This window comes from Streptomyces longisporoflavus, assembly GCF_014649775.1.
Lineage (GTDB): Bacteria > Actinomycetota > Actinomycetes > Streptomycetales > Streptomycetaceae > Streptomyces > Streptomyces longisporoflavus.
In genome coordinates, this window is the sequence record NZ_BMTR01000001.1 from 310,418 (window position 1) to 323,007 (window position 12,590).

A 12,590-nucleotide genomic window follows, 5' to 3' on the forward strand; every position below is an offset into this window, starting at 1 on the left:
GAAGCAATGAAATTGCGTTAAGGAGATAAGGTGAAGCCATGAGTCCCAAGCCCATGGTTCGACCCGGAGGGCGCAGCGCCCGTGTCCAGGAGTCAGTCCACGCGGCGGTCCGCGAGCTGCAGGCCGAGCTGGGACGCGAGGCGCTGACCGTTCCTCTCGTCGCGGCTCGCGCGGGGGTGACCCCCTCGACCGTCTATCGCCGGTGGGGCGACTTGCAGGAGCTGTTGTCCGACGTCGCCGTCGAACACCTGCGCCCCGAAGAGCCGCCGGCCGATCTCGGCAGCCTGCGCGCGGACCTCGAAGCCTGGGCGGAACAGTTCCTCGACGAGATGGCATCCCCGCCGGGCCGCGCGTACATCAGGGACGCCCTGCTCGGGGACCCGGACGGCAGCAACGCCGGCCAGTGTTCCGCCTATGCCGCCGACCAGATCGACGTCGTCCTTGCCCGTGCGGCGGAACGGGGCGAGAGCGCCCCGGACGTGGAACGGGTCATCGACCGGGTCGTGGCGCCGATGATGTACCGCATCCTCTTCCGCCCCGGCGAGCTGGACGCCGCCTACGCGCGCGCACTTGTGGAGCACGCACTCTCACTTTCGAAACCCTGAAACAAATCCAGCAACTAACGCGTCATTTTCGCGCACAGTCGATCGTCGGGAGCGGCCAGGAGATCGGTTAGCGGTCGCGATCCGTGTGGATGGGCCCTCGTGAGGTACGGAGCGTTAACGTGTGCCCCGCACGTGTTCCCGTCGGACCCTCCCCGGGGTCCCGGAGGTGAGAAATGGCGGCTGCCGACTCGGCGTCGGTCGGTACCATCCCGGTTCAGCACCTCCGGGCGGGCGACCACGCCTTCGTCAGTTACGCGGACGACGATGCGGGCCGCGACGTAGTTTCCGCCTTTGCGTGGGCGGGGCTCGTGAAGCGCGAGAAGGTGATGGTGTTCGCCGCTCCGCACATGCAGGACGAACAGGTCTGGGCGCGCCTTGACGCGCCGGGAGCCCTGCTGGGAGCCGCCCGCAAGAACGGGCAGTTGGTGCTCAGCAGCATGCGCGCCCTGATCCGGCCGGAGGAGGCGTTCACCCCGCGTCGGCAGTGGGAGCGCATCACCCAGGAGACCGACAAAGCCCTGGACGAGGGCTACAGCGGACTGCGCACCTACATCGACATGCACTGGGTGGGAGACCTGGGCGCCGATGTCGAGGTGATGATGCACCGCGAGTCCCACGCCCAGCACCTCTTCGAAGGCCGCCCGTACACCGAGATCTGTTCCTACGACAGCCGCTGGTTCGACCCCGGCGTCCTGGCGGCCATGCACGAGGCGCATCCCTGCCGACTGCTGCCCGGCCTGGGCGTCCTGCACGCGGAACATGCGGACGGTGTCCTGCAGTTGGTCGGCGAGGCGGACATCGCCACCCGCGAAGATTTCATCGTCGCCGTGCGCGAGGGGCTGAGGCGCTGTGGGGACTCCCGGACGCTGACCGTGGACCTGTCCGGGCTCATCTTCCTCGGCGCGGCCTGTGCGGTGGACCTGCTGCGGCTGATCCTGGAGCATCCGCACGGGCCCGTCCATGTCGACTGTCCGCCGACACCGGCACGCATACTGCGCAGAGCAGGCGCGGACCAAGTGCCCCACCTGGTGATCAATGAGGTGGCCAGCTGATGTCGACACCGTCCGGGTCCCGTGAGGTCCCTCCCGTCACCCTCCTTGAATCCCGCTTCAACCAGGACGACCTGCCGAGACTTCGCATGCTCGTCGAGCAGTACGCGGGCCACCACGGGCTGCCCGAGCCGCGGCGCAGCGAATTCATCGTGGCCCTGGACGCCGTGGCGGTCAACGCGGTCGAGCACGCGGGCGGTGGCGGCAAGCTGATCCTGCAACGCAGCAACGGCCATCTGAACTGCCACATCCATGACTCGGGCCCCGGTTTCAGCGCCGACGTCATTCCGGAACGTACGCCTGAACTCGGCTGCGACCAGAGCGGTCGGGGCCTGTGGCTCGCCGACCTGCTCACCGACGAACTGCGCATCTCGGCGGGCCCCGGCGGAGCCACGGTGACTTTGACGGTGCGACTGCCCTGACGACCGGAGGCTCCCGGCCGGATGGTCAGGCCCTCCGGGCGCGCCGTCGCAGCTTGACGGTGTAGTTGGTCCGCGTGGAGGGCTTCCCGTCGGGGGCCGTCAGGTGGTGCTCGTGGGTGTCGCAGTCCAGTACGTCCCACTGCCCGGCCGGCAGGTCGAGAGAAGCCAGCACCTTCTGCGGGCTCGGGAAGTCCACGCCGGGGTGCGGTTCGGTCTCCGGGGGGAAGCCCATGTGGCCGACGATCAAGAGCGTGCCGCCCTCCGTGACGGCCGCGGCGGCGTTCCGCAGGATCTCCTCGCGCGGCATCTCGTGCAGGGAGTGCAGGAACTGGGCGGAGACCAGGTCGTAGCTGCCTGCCGGGAAGGACGCGCCGAGATCGTGGTGCTGCCAGTCGACGCGGTCGGCGACTCCCGCCCGGTCGGCGTGCCCGGCCGCGCGACCGAGGGCGACGCGGGAGATGTCGGTGGCGGTGACGCGCCAGCCCTGCCGCGCGAGCCAGATCGCATCGCCGCCCTCGCCGCAGCCCAGGTCCAGGGCGCTGCCCGGCGTCAGGTCCTCGGTCTCGCGGACGAGCGCGGCATTGGGTTCGCCGCTCCACAGGCGGTCGCTCTGGCCGTAGCGCTCGTCCCAGAACGCTTCGGCCGCTCCGGCCGCTCCGGCCGCTCCGGCCGCTCCGGCCGCTCCGGCGGCGGAGGAGCCGGGGGTGGCGTCGGCGTTCGGGGTGTCGGTTTTCTGATCGCTCATGAGGGCTCCCTCTGCTCTGCGGGCTCTGCGGGCGGTTCTGCCGACGCTGCGGCTCCGCGGTTCTGTGGCTCAGTGGCAACCCTGCGCGCGGCCGTCGCGGCTTGACAAATACATTTGCCGCATCGGCAAATGGAGGGATGAGCGACGACACCGACCTCACGGACGTGCTGACCGCCGTCGGCCCCCGGCTGCGGGTGCTGCGCAAGGCACGAGGCGCCACCCTGGCCCGGCTGAGCGAGGAGACGGGGATCTCTCTGAGTACGCTCTCGCGCCTTGAGGCCGGACAGCGCGAGCCGACCCTGAAGCTCCTGCTGCCGCTGGCCAAGGCATACGGCGTACCGCTCGACGAACTGGTCGGCGCGCCCCAGACGGGCGATCCGCGCATCCACCCCCGCCCGTTCCTGCGCCACGGCAACACGTGGGTTCCGCTGACCCGCTACCTCGGCGGAATGCACGCCTACAAGCAGGTCATGCCGGTCGCCAAGAGCGGCGCCCGGCAGACCGAGCGACCCGAGCAGGGCAAGCACGAGGGGTACGAGTGGCTGTACGTACTCTCCGGCCGCCTGCTCCTTGCGCTGGGCGACCACGACCTCGTCCTCACCGCGGGCGAAGCCGCCGAGTTCGACACCCGCACCCCGCACGGCTTCGCCAACGCCGGTGACATCCCCGTGGAGTTCCTCGTCCTGTTCGGGGCCCAGGGCGAGCGCATGCACGTCCGCGTCAGGACCGGCGGTGACGAAGCGGGCGAAGGCGCGTAGCAGGGGTCAGGCGGTGCGCAGCGCGGGGTCGCTGGTACCGGGCTCGCCCGTCTCCACGTGTCCGGCGAACCTGCGCAGGTAGCTGCTGTCGCCGTCGGACCGTACCCGCAGGTCGTACCAGCGCTTGCTGTGGCCGAGGTCGACCCAGCGGGTCTTCCGGCCGCCCGCCGCGACGCTGACCTTGCTGCTCCGGCCGCCGTAGGCGTTGGTGACGGTGAGATGGCAGGCGGTCTCGGCGGGGTTGGTGAAGGTGAGTCTGATGCGGCCGGACTCCTGGTCGTGGTGGCCGGTGACTTCCGGGCCGGGAGTCGCGGCGGTTCCCGCGTAGGCGCGCAGATAGCCGTTGGGGCCGTGCACGGTCAGCTCGTACGTTCCCCCGGAGGGGCCGGTGCTCCAGGTGTCGGAGAGCTGCTTGCCGGCTGCGGCGGTGTAGGTCCAGGGGCCGTCGTCGCGGTTTTTGGAGGTGACGAGGAAACAGGCGCCGGTCTCGTCGCCCGGGCCGAAGGTGAGCTCGATGGTGCCGTCGGAGGGCTCGACGGCCGCGGTGACCAGGGGCGTGTAGGGGAGCGGCCGGGTGGGCCTGGCGCCCTTCTCCTGGCGGGGCAGGGCGGGGGCGGCCGGCGGCGACGGGGTGTAGCTGTCGTGCCGTTCCTTGTCCGGCGGCTCGTATGCGTCGGTGCTCGGCAGGTCCGCGTGCTTGGTGTGCTTGAGGCTGAAGTCGAAGGCCGACGTGAGGTCGCCGCAGATGGCGCGGCGCCAGGGGGAGATGTGTGGTTCGTGGACGCCGAAGCGGCGTTCCATGAACTGGATGACGGAGGTGTGGTCGAAGACTTCGGAGCAGACGTAGCCGCCGGTGGACCACGGGGAGACGACAAGAGTCGGGACCCGCATGCCGAGGCCGTAAGGGCCGGCGCTGTACTCGCTGTCGCCGGGGAAGACGTCGAGCTCGGTGTCGACGGTCGACGCGCCCCATGAGGAGTCGGCCGGAGGATAGGGCGGCGGCACGTGGTCGAAGTAGCCGTCGTTCTCGTCGTAGGTGATGAACAGGGCGGTCCTGCTCCACACCTCCGGGTCGGACGTCAGGGCGTCCAGTACCTGCGAGATGTACCAAGCGCCGTAATTGGCGGGCCAGTTGGGATGTTCGCTGAAGGCTTCCGGGGCGGCGATCCACGATATCTCCGGCAGGTTCCCGGACTTGACGTCCGCGCGCAGGTCATCGAGAAGACGGTCGCCCTTCTTGACCCGCGTTCCCTTGCGCGCCTTCTCGTAGAGGGGGTCACCGGGCTTCGATTCGCGGTATTTGTTGAAGAACATCAGTGAGTTGTCGCCGTAATTCCCGCGGTAGGCGTCCTCCAGGACGCCCCACAAACCCTCTTCGGTGAGTCCGTCGCCGATGTCCTGATAGATCTTCCACGACACCCCGGCCTTCTCCAGGCGCTCGGGATACGTGGTCCAGTCGTAACCGGTCTCTTCGTTGCCGAGGACCGGTCCGCCGCCCTTGCCGTCGTTTCCGGTATGCCCGGTGTAGAGGTAGTAGCGGTTGGGGTCGGTCGCGCCGATGAAGGACGAGTGGTAGGAGTCGCAGACCGTGAAGGCGTCGGCCAGGGCGTAGTGAAACGGTATGTCGTCCCTGGTCAGATGGGCCATTGTGCCGGACGTCTTGGCAGCTATCCAGTCGTCGTACTTGCCCTTGTTCCAGGCCTGATGGCCCGTCTCCCAGTCATGGCTGAGACCGGCGATGAACTGCATTCCCAGATCGTCGGCGTCCGGGTGGTAGGGCAGCACTTCCTCGCCGCCACCCGACTGATGCCATACGGATTTACCGCTCTCCAATATGAGAGGGCGAGGGTCGCCGAATCCGCGGACGCCGTTGAGCGTGCCGAAGTAGTGGTCGAAGGAGCGGTTCTCCTGCATGAGCACCACGATGTGCTCGACGTCATCGATCGAACCCGACCGGGTGGCGGCGGGAATGTCGAGGGCGCGCATGATGCTGGCCGACAGAGCCGCGACGCCGACGGAGCCGCCCGCCGCCTGGAGGAATCGCCGACGGTTGAATGCGGGCATGTAGATGTACCTCTGAACTGTGGGGGATAGAGGGCCGGTCACCCTAGGCAGGACCGCCCTTGAGTCGTCAAATGATGAGACCCTTCAGTCATGGCAGAAGAAGTCGACGCTCCCGTCATCCTGAGCAACGAACCCGGTTCCTTCTCCAGGAGCGTGCTCGCCGAGCGGCATCCGGCGCTCATCAAGAAGGTGCGGGACGCCTTCCCCTACGACCCGCGCCGGCACCGCGCCCTCGACGCCCTGCTGGCGCAGGCCACGGACGGCGTGATCGAACCACCGGATCCCGGCGCGCACGACCACGACTCGTGGGACGCCTGGAGCCGCGCATACGTCGGCCTGTCCTGGTACGACGTGCCCTTCCTGTGGGCCGAGAGTTACTTCTACCGCCAACTCCTCGCAGCCGTCGGGTACTTCGAGCCCGGCCCCTGGCAGGGAATCGATCCGTTCCGCCCGTTCAAGCAGGCGGAACTCCACACGGAGGAGGCCGCCGAGGAGCTGGCGGCACTCGACGGACTTGCCCGGCGGCCCGTCGACGAGCAGCGTCAGGCACTCCTGCTGGGCTCACTGTGGGGCAACCGCGCGGACCTCGGGTTCGCCGCGGGCGGCGGCGCGACCGGGGCCGCCGACTCGCGCCTCGTCGCCGACGACTCAGCGCTGCTGTGGTCCCTGCTGCCCGAGGGCGGCGCGGCCACGCTGTGCCTGGTCGCGGACAACGCCGGACGAGAGCTCCTGCCCGACCTCATCCTCATCGACCACCTGCTGCTCCATCAGCGCGCCGAGCGGGTCGTGCTGCACGTCAAGCCCTACCCGTACTACGTCTCGGACGCCATGACCGCCGACGTCATCGACTGCCTGCGCCATCTGCGCGGCGCGCGCGGCAGCGCGGCAGAGGTGGGCGAGCGGCTGTGGTCGGCCATGGGGACCGGCCGGCTCACCGTCCGCAACCACCCCTTCTCCTGCGCCCCGCTGCCGTACGCCGACATGCCCGACGATCTGCGCCGGGAGTTCGCCGATGCCGATGTGACCGTCATGAAGGGCGACCTCAACTACCGGCGCCTGGTCGGCGACCGGCTGTGGCCCGCCACCACGCCGTACGAGGAGCGCACCGCGTACTTCCCCGGCCCGGTGGCCTCCCTGCGGACACTGAAGTCCGACGTGATCGTCGGTCTAGACGCGCGGACCGAGGCGAGGCTGGACGCCGAGCGCGGCCGGGGCTGGCGCACCAGCGGCAGCCTTGCCCTGATCCAGTTGTCGGTGTGATCACCAGGTGCCGACCTGACGCCAGCAAGGCGATGACCTGCGGAAATGACGTAAAGCTTTGCCTTTCACGTTCCCGGTGGTTATCGTTTCCGATGTCCTGTTGTCTCCGATAGAGGTGGACGTTGCGCATCTGAGGTTCGCGATCATCGCGCCGTACGGCCCTCGCCGTACGCCCGTCACGCCGCCGCCGGCTCCGCCGTGCCGCCGTGACCCCGCGTGGATGCGACCTCGGTGCATGAGCCGTCCCCAGATCCTCAGGACCGCCGCACCTCTCTCTTTCCCGGCCGGTCGCCGCGTGGTGCTCGCATACGACGCCCCCTGCCCGCCGCGCCAGCGACTGCGAGAACCCACATGTCTGTACCCACCGCCCCCAGCGCGTCCCTCACCTGCTCCGCCCTGACGTTCCAGTGGCCGGACGGCACCAGCGTCTTCGACGGACTTTCCCTCAGCATCGGCCGGGGCCGCACCGGCCTCGTCGGCACCAACGGCACGGGCAAGTCCACCCTGCTGCGCCTCCTCGCCGGTCAACTGCGGCCGACGAAGGGGTCGGTGACCATCGGCGGCAGCCTCGCCTATCTGCCGCAGAACATCACCCTCGACACGAATCTGCGCGTCGACCAGGCCCTCGGAATCGCCGAGCGGCGCGACGCACTGCGCGCCATCGAATCCGGAGACGTACGAGAACAGCACTTCGAGACGATCGGCGACGACTGGGACGTCGAGGAAAGAGCCCTTGCCATGCTGGGTTCGCTCGGACTCGGCGGCGTCGAACTCGACCGCACCGTGGGCCGGATGTCGGGCGGCGAGACCGTGCTGCTGCGCCTTGCCGCGCTGCTCCTTGAGCGCCCCGACGTCCTGCTCCTCGACGAGCCGACCAACAACCTCGACCTGTTCGCGCGACGCCGGCTCTACGAGGCCGTCGACTCCTGGCGCTCCGGCGTCCTGGTGATCGTCAGCCACGACCTCGACCTGCTCGAACGCGTGGACCGCATCGCCGAGCTGCGCGCCGGATCCGTGAACTGGTACGGCGGAGGCTGGTCCGCCTACGAGGAAGCCCTGGCCACCGAGCAGGAGGCGGCCGGTCGGATGCTGCGCGCCGCCGAAGCCGACGTACGCCGCCAGAAGCGCGAACTGGAGGAGACCCAGATCAAGGTGGCCCGCCGCCAGCGGCACAGCAAGAAGATGGACGCACAGCGACGCGCCCCGCGCATCGTCGCGGGGGAGAAGAAGCGATCCGCGCAGGAGTCGGGGGACAAGCTCCGGGGACTGCACGAAGAACGGCTCAACGAGGCACGCGAGCGGCGCGAGGAAGCCGCGAACGCGATCCGCGACGACGCCGAGATCCGCGTCAGCCTCCCGCACACCGCCGTGCCGGCGGGCCGCACCGTCCTGACCCTGGACCAACTGCGGCCCCAGTACGGCAAGTTGAAGGAGGGCAGCCTGCACATCCAGGGGCCCGAGCGAGTCGCCCTCGTCGGACGCAACGGCGCCGGCAAGACGACACTGCTGCGCACTGTCACCGGTGAGCTGGCCCCGCTGTCCGGGGAGGTCAGGACGTCCGTGCCGCTACGGTTCCTGCCGCAGCGCCTTGACGTCCTCGACGACACGCTGAGCGTCGCGGCAAACGTCTCGCGCCTGGCGCCCGGGCTCACCGACAACCACATCCGCTCCCAGCTCGCGCGCTTCCTGTTCAAGGGGGCACGCGCCGAACAGCAGGCGGGCACACTCTCCGGCGGCGAGCGCTTCCGGGCCGCCCTCGCGGCGATGATGCTCGCCGCGCCCGCCCCTCAGCTCCTCCTCCTCGACGAGCCGACCAACAACCTCGACCTGGCCAGCGTGCGCCAACTGACCGGCGCGCTGGAGTCGTACGAAGGCGCACTCCTGATCGCCAGTCATGACCTGACGTTCCTGGAGTCGATCGGCATCACCCGCTGGGTGCTCGTCGGGGAGGAACTCCGGGAGACGACCGCCGAAGAGGTCCGCGACCTGCTTCAGGCGCCGCAGGCGGACTGAGTGGCAGGGGCGGACTGAGTGGTGCGGGGTACCGAAGCCGCGCAAGGAACCGCACATGGAGCCGCGGGGCCGCGCAAGATATCGCCCTTCGTCGTTCGTCAGGAACTGATCGTCCGACGACGACGCACCATACGCAGCCCCACCGCGTCCTGTTGCTCCACATCGCTGTCCGTTGCCAGATGGAGAGGGACGAAGAGGACCATCCAGTAGAAGCCGAACAGCCAGCGGCCGATGAGCCGCAGGAGACCGGGGCGCCGGCCGTCCGGGGCGCGGACCACGCGCAGACCGGTGACCAGCTTTCCGAGGCTGGCCCTGGCGGCCAGGGTGAGCAGGACGTGGTTGGCGAAGGAGACTCCGACGGCCACGCCGAGCGCGAGGCCCCACACCGTGGGGGACTGCGGCCGGAGTTCGACCACTCCGTCACTCACCTTCACCCCGGCCGCGGCACCGGCGGCGAGACCGCACGCGAGAGCGATGAACGCGTCGATGACTGCCGCGGTGACCCTGCGCGCCTGCGCGGGGGACACATCGCGGGAGGGGCTGCCTTGCTGGTTGACCACGGCGCTACTTCCCGGCCTTCTTGCTCGTGCACTGTCCGATGAACTGCGGGCCGGTGACGACTGCGACCCCCGGGCTGCACGCTACTGTCCCGGTCCGGTCCGACTGACCGGGGGCCACCGGGGCCGGGCCCGAGGGCAATCTCCTTACGATGATCGCCCGTTGGTCGGGCCCGGCCCGGTGGGGTGTGGTGCTGTGCCGCTCAGTGCTTTCAGTCGTGCAGAGCCACCAGGACGACCGCCGCAGCGATGGCGCCGAGCGCCAGGGCAGCGATGCCGTGCGAGGGCCGGTGGGTGCGCGGGACGGGCAGCAGGTGGTCGACGGCGAGCCTGCCGGGGCCGGTCAGGGCCAGGCTCACGGCGGCTGTGAGCAGGATCAGGTCGTACTCGATGCCCGAGGGGTTGAAGAAGCCGTTGCCCCACTTCATGGCGATGGCATTGAGCATGATCCCGAGGATGCCCGCCCCGGCGAGCGGGGTGAGCAGGCCGATGGCCAGGCCAAGACCGCAGAGCGTCTCGGTCAGACCAGCGACCGTGGCCATGGTCTTCGGAGCCGAGTAGCCGTCGCTCGCGAAGAACCCCGCGGTGCCGTCGAGGCCGGCGCCGTTGAACCAGCCGAAGAGCTTCTGGCTGCCGTGCACGGCCATGGTCAGGCCGACCGCGCAGCGCAGCAGCAGGAGCCCGATGTCGATGCCGGACTGCGCGGAGGCGAGCGGGGAGCCGGGGCCGCCCGAAGCGGTGGTGTACCTGCTGGGGGAGGTGGAAAGGGGCATGCGGATCTCTCCTGTTGGTCTGATCGTCGATTTCATCGCCGGCGGCGATGCGGTGATGCCGACCGGTCCGGGCCGGCGGGGTGCGGGTGGAGAGATCCCGTCTACGTTCTGATGACCCTGGTTCTGTAGAGGTCCACGGACGTCGCGTCCGGGGGAGGGGCCGCGGGCAGCACGGGGGTGTCGTCGTGCGGTTCGCACGACGCGGGTGCGGCGTCGAAGGTGGGGGAGCTGATCCGCTCGGGAGCGGGCAATGCCTCGCGCGGAGTCCCGTTCTCGCCCTCGTGACAGCCACGGCCACCGTCAGAGCCGCTGCCCTGGCTGTCGGCGTACGGGCCGAAGACGACCGCGGTCGCGCCGCGGTCTTCGGCGACCGAAGCTACGGCGGTGCCCGATGGTCCGCCGATGCCGAGCAGGGGAACGAGGAAGAGAAAGGCCATGGCGATCAGGGCCGTGCGCACCGCACTGCCCTGGGGTCGCATCTCCCGTGTGGCCATCTCCGACCGATGGTAGGCCAGAGCGGGCGGTGAGCACAGGAGGGGCGCGAGTGACGCACCTCGGGCGTGAGCGATGCTGGGCGCATGCTGCTGCCGTCCTGTGAGAAGACCGAGCCCGAGTGTCCCCGCCGGGCAGGAGGGACTCCAGGGCTTCGCCGCAGAGAGCCCCGCTGCTCTCGATCTGCTCGGGCGCTTCCGGGCGGCGAGTTGAGGGCAGCCCGTCAGGTCACGGAGCGCATGTGAAGTCGTGGGAGGGCAGGTCGCCGGTGCGCAGATAGTCGTTGACCGTCCGGTCGGCGCAGCGGACGGGGCGGTGTCCTTCGAGGCCGCGGCCGTAGACGCCGTGGGAGCGGATGTCCGCGGTGACCAGGCGTGAGCCGGTCAGCTTGCGGTGCAGGGCGAGGGCTCCCTCGTAGGGGACGTTGTTGTCGTGACGGGCCTGGAGCATCAGGACAGGTACGTCGTTGGCGATCGCCGTGCCGGGTTCGCGGGGCTCCGTGGCCCAGAACGCGCACGGGGCGATCATGCCGTTCACGTACGGGCCGAACACGGGCTGCGTGGTGCGGCTGCGCACACTGTTGTCCCAGTACGTCTCCGGGTCCTCGGGCCAGCCGCCCGCGGGCCAGCCGCCGTCGCCGCACATGAAGAGCGCTCCGCCCACCATGCTGTCCGCCAGGTCCGGCGATGCCAGAAGCTCCAGCATCGCGGCGAGCCCGGGGCTCGGTTCGACCGGCTTGCCTGCCGCGGCGTCGACCAGGTCCCGCACCATCGCGGCCAGCATCGGATTGTTCTCGGCGTGCTGGATGGGCTGCTTCAGCAGCAGCCGCAGGACCGGGGCGTTGAGGCGGTGTCCGCCGACGTCGACCGGCCGGCGCTCGGCCCGGGCGAGCAAGCGCTCGACGCGTGCGCGGACTTGAGACGCCGTCCGGCCGAGGCGGTAGGTGTCATGACGCCGGGCGGTCCAGGCGGCCCATGCGTCCAGCGCTTTCTCGGCCGGTGCGCCGGAGCTCCGGAACAGTTCGTACTGGGTGGCCGCGGGGTCCGTCGAGGAGTCGATGACCATGCGGTCGGTGCGCCGGGGGAACATCTGGGTGTAGACGGCGCCCAGGTCGGCGCCGTACGAGATCCCGTAGTAGGAGAGCTTGCGTTCGCCGAGCGCGGCCCGGATCACGTCCATGTCCCTGGCGACGTTGCGGGTGGACGCGTGCGGCAGGAGCTCGGCGTTGTCGCCGTGCTCCTGGCAGCGGCGCGCCGTCTGGCGTGCGTCCCGCACCGACGCCTCGAAGTCCGCGCGAGGAGAGGTCGAAGGCGGGGGCACGCTCGGCGGCCCGGCAGGTGCGCAGGCGACCGGTGAGCTCTCGCCGAGGAAACGCGGGTCGAAGCCGATCAGGTCGTAGCCGTCCGCCACCCGCTCCAAGGCGGGCCGCAGTGCCAAGGTGTTGGCCAGGCCGGTGCCTCCGGGGCCGCCCGGATTGGACAGCAGGATGCCGCGTCGGTGAGACGTGGCCTTGGCCCTGATGCGCGAGACCGCGATCCGCAGGGTGCGGCCGCCTGGCGCGGAGTAGTCGAGAGGGACGGTCACCTTCGCGCACTGCGCCCCCGCCGCGTTCAGCTCCGTCTGGGCCTCCGAGCACGGGCCCCACGTCAGCCGCTGATTCTCGTAGACCGACGGCGTTCGCGGAGCCCCGGAGGGAGCGGCGGCCGACGAAGGCACCGCCGCGGCAAACAGCCCGGCCAGACCCAGGCTCAGTCCGACGGTGAGTGAGGGGGTGATGCCGCGCATCGTGCTCCTTGGAATCGGCTGACTCGACGGCTCAACCGGCCGCGCGGCCGGGGGAGATGAACGAAGT

General features: G+C 69.8%; 12 protein-coding genes. 6 read left to right on the forward strand and 6 right to left on the reverse strand.

Going from position 1 to position 12,590, the window contains the following annotated elements; all coding sequences use genetic code 11:
• The first annotated feature begins 53 nt into the window (after nucleotides 1-53).
• From IE226_RS01460 to IE226_RS01470, 3 genes are all read left to right on the forward strand, one after another.
• Nucleotides 54-605 carry a TetR/AcrR family transcriptional regulator gene (locus tag IE226_RS01460; protein ID WP_373306863.1) on the forward strand — a complete coding sequence of 184 codons (552 nt, stop codon included), beginning with the start codon at nucleotides 54-56 and terminating at the stop codon, nucleotides 603-605.
• A gap of 173 nt (nucleotides 606-778) precedes the next feature.
• Nucleotides 779-1,657, forward strand: coding sequence for an MEDS and STAS domain-containing protein (locus IE226_RS01465; RefSeq protein ID WP_190079065.1), 879 nt, complete (start codon nucleotides 779-781; stop codon nucleotides 1,655-1,657).
• Nucleotides 1,657-2,076: an ATP-binding protein gene (locus IE226_RS01470; protein ID WP_190079066.1), complete on the forward strand. Its 420-nt coding sequence runs from the start codon at nucleotides 1,657-1,659 to the stop codon at nucleotides 2,074-2,076. Before IE226_RS01465 ends, IE226_RS01470 begins: the two co-directional genes overlap by 1 nt.
• Nucleotides 2,077-2,101: 25 nt before the next feature.
• On the opposite strand, the gene IE226_RS01475 is transcribed toward IE226_RS01470, so the two are convergent.
• Entirely contained in the window at nucleotides 2,102-2,821 is a 720-nt protein-coding gene (locus IE226_RS01475; RefSeq protein ID WP_190079067.1) for a class I SAM-dependent methyltransferase, read from the reverse strand.
• Between the two features lie 137 nt (nucleotides 2,822-2,958).
• Here IE226_RS01475 and IE226_RS01480 point away from each other — a divergent pair, with 137 nt between their 5' ends.
• Complete coding sequence (locus IE226_RS01480) at nucleotides 2,959-3,579, forward strand: cupin domain-containing protein (protein ID WP_190079068.1); 621 nt, start codon at nucleotides 2,959-2,961, stop codon at nucleotides 3,577-3,579.
• A gap of 6 nt (nucleotides 3,580-3,585) precedes the next feature.
• Here the strand turns inward: IE226_RS01480 and IE226_RS01485 are convergent, their stop codons facing one another.
• Nucleotides 3,586-5,643, reverse strand: coding sequence for a phosphocholine-specific phospholipase C (locus IE226_RS01485; protein WP_190079069.1), 2,058 nt, complete (start codon nucleotides 5,641-5,643; stop codon nucleotides 3,586-3,588).
• A 90-nt stretch (nucleotides 5,644-5,733) separates the two neighbouring features.
• Here IE226_RS01485 and IE226_RS01490 point away from each other — a divergent pair, with 90 nt between their 5' ends.
• Together IE226_RS01490 and IE226_RS01495 are read left to right on the forward strand one after the other, a co-directional pair.
• Complete coding sequence (locus tag IE226_RS01490) at nucleotides 5,734-6,903, forward strand: damage-control phosphatase ARMT1 family protein (RefSeq protein WP_190079070.1); 1,170 nt, start codon at nucleotides 5,734-5,736, stop codon at nucleotides 6,901-6,903.
• 351 nt (nucleotides 6,904-7,254) lie between these two features.
• A complete protein-coding gene (locus IE226_RS01495; RefSeq protein WP_190079071.1) occupies nucleotides 7,255-8,916 on the forward strand; it encodes an ABC-F family ATP-binding cassette domain-containing protein in 1,662 nt (553 codons plus the stop codon).
• A gap of 98 nt (nucleotides 8,917-9,014) precedes the next feature.
• Here IE226_RS01495 and IE226_RS01500 read toward each other — a convergent pair whose 3' ends face one another.
• The 4 genes from IE226_RS01500 to IE226_RS01515 all read right to left on the reverse strand — a co-directional run bounded on the left by IE226_RS01500 (nucleotide 9,015) and on the right by IE226_RS01515 (nucleotide 12,523).
• On the reverse strand, nucleotides 9,015-9,476 hold the full coding sequence (locus tag IE226_RS01500) for an RDD family protein (RefSeq protein WP_190079072.1): 462 nt from the start codon (nucleotides 9,474-9,476) through the stop codon (nucleotides 9,015-9,017).
• A gap of 209 nt (nucleotides 9,477-9,685) precedes the next feature.
• Nucleotides 9,686-10,246 (reverse strand): DoxX family protein, encoded by a 561-nt coding sequence (locus IE226_RS01505; RefSeq protein WP_190079073.1) that lies wholly within the window; start codon nucleotides 10,244-10,246, stop codon nucleotides 9,686-9,688.
• Nucleotides 10,247-10,347: 101 nt separating this feature from the next.
• Nucleotides 10,348-10,740, reverse strand: a complete 393-nt coding sequence (locus IE226_RS01510) for a hypothetical protein (RefSeq protein WP_190079074.1) — start codon at nucleotides 10,738-10,740, stop codon at nucleotides 10,348-10,350.
• 226 nt (nucleotides 10,741-10,966) lie between these two features.
• Nucleotides 10,967-12,523 (reverse strand): alpha/beta hydrolase, encoded by a 1,557-nt coding sequence (locus IE226_RS01515; RefSeq protein WP_190079075.1) that lies wholly within the window; start codon nucleotides 12,521-12,523, stop codon nucleotides 10,967-10,969.
• Nucleotides 12,524-12,590 lie beyond the last annotated feature (67 nt).

Excerpts from the sequence above, each read along its gene's own strand:
- IE226_RS01460 (WP_373306863.1), top strand. The coding sequence starts at position 54 with ATGGTTCGACCCGGAGGGCGCAGCGCCCGTGTCCAGGAGTCAGTCCAC.
- IE226_RS01465 (WP_190079065.1), top strand. The coding sequence starts at position 779 with ATGGCGGCTGCCGACTCGGCGTCGGTCGGTACCATCCCGGTTCAGCAC.
- IE226_RS01470 (WP_190079066.1), top strand. The coding sequence starts at position 1,657 with ATGTCGACACCGTCCGGGTCCCGTGAGGTCCCTCCCGTCACCCTCCTT.
- IE226_RS01475 (WP_190079067.1), bottom strand. The coding sequence starts at position 2,821 with ATGAGCGATCAGAAAACCGACACCCCGAACGCCGACGCCACCCCCGGC.
- IE226_RS01480 (WP_190079068.1), top strand. The coding sequence starts at position 2,959 with ATGAGCGACGACACCGACCTCACGGACGTGCTGACCGCCGTCGGCCCC.
- IE226_RS01485 (WP_190079069.1), bottom strand. The coding sequence starts at position 5,643 with ATGCCCGCATTCAACCGTCGGCGATTCCTCCAGGCGGCGGGCGGCTCC.
- IE226_RS01490 (WP_190079070.1), top strand. The coding sequence starts at position 5,734 with ATGGCAGAAGAAGTCGACGCTCCCGTCATCCTGAGCAACGAACCCGGT.
- IE226_RS01495 (WP_190079071.1), top strand. The coding sequence starts at position 7,255 with ATGTCTGTACCCACCGCCCCCAGCGCGTCCCTCACCTGCTCCGCCCTG.
- IE226_RS01505 (WP_190079073.1), bottom strand. The coding sequence starts at position 10,246 with ATGCCCCTTTCCACCTCCCCCAGCAGGTACACCACCGCTTCGGGCGGC.
- IE226_RS01510 (WP_190079074.1), bottom strand. The coding sequence starts at position 10,740 with ATGGCCACACGGGAGATGCGACCCCAGGGCAGTGCGGTGCGCACGGCC.
- IE226_RS01515 (WP_190079075.1), bottom strand. The coding sequence starts at position 12,523 with ATGCGCGGCATCACCCCCTCACTCACCGTCGGACTGAGCCTGGGTCTG.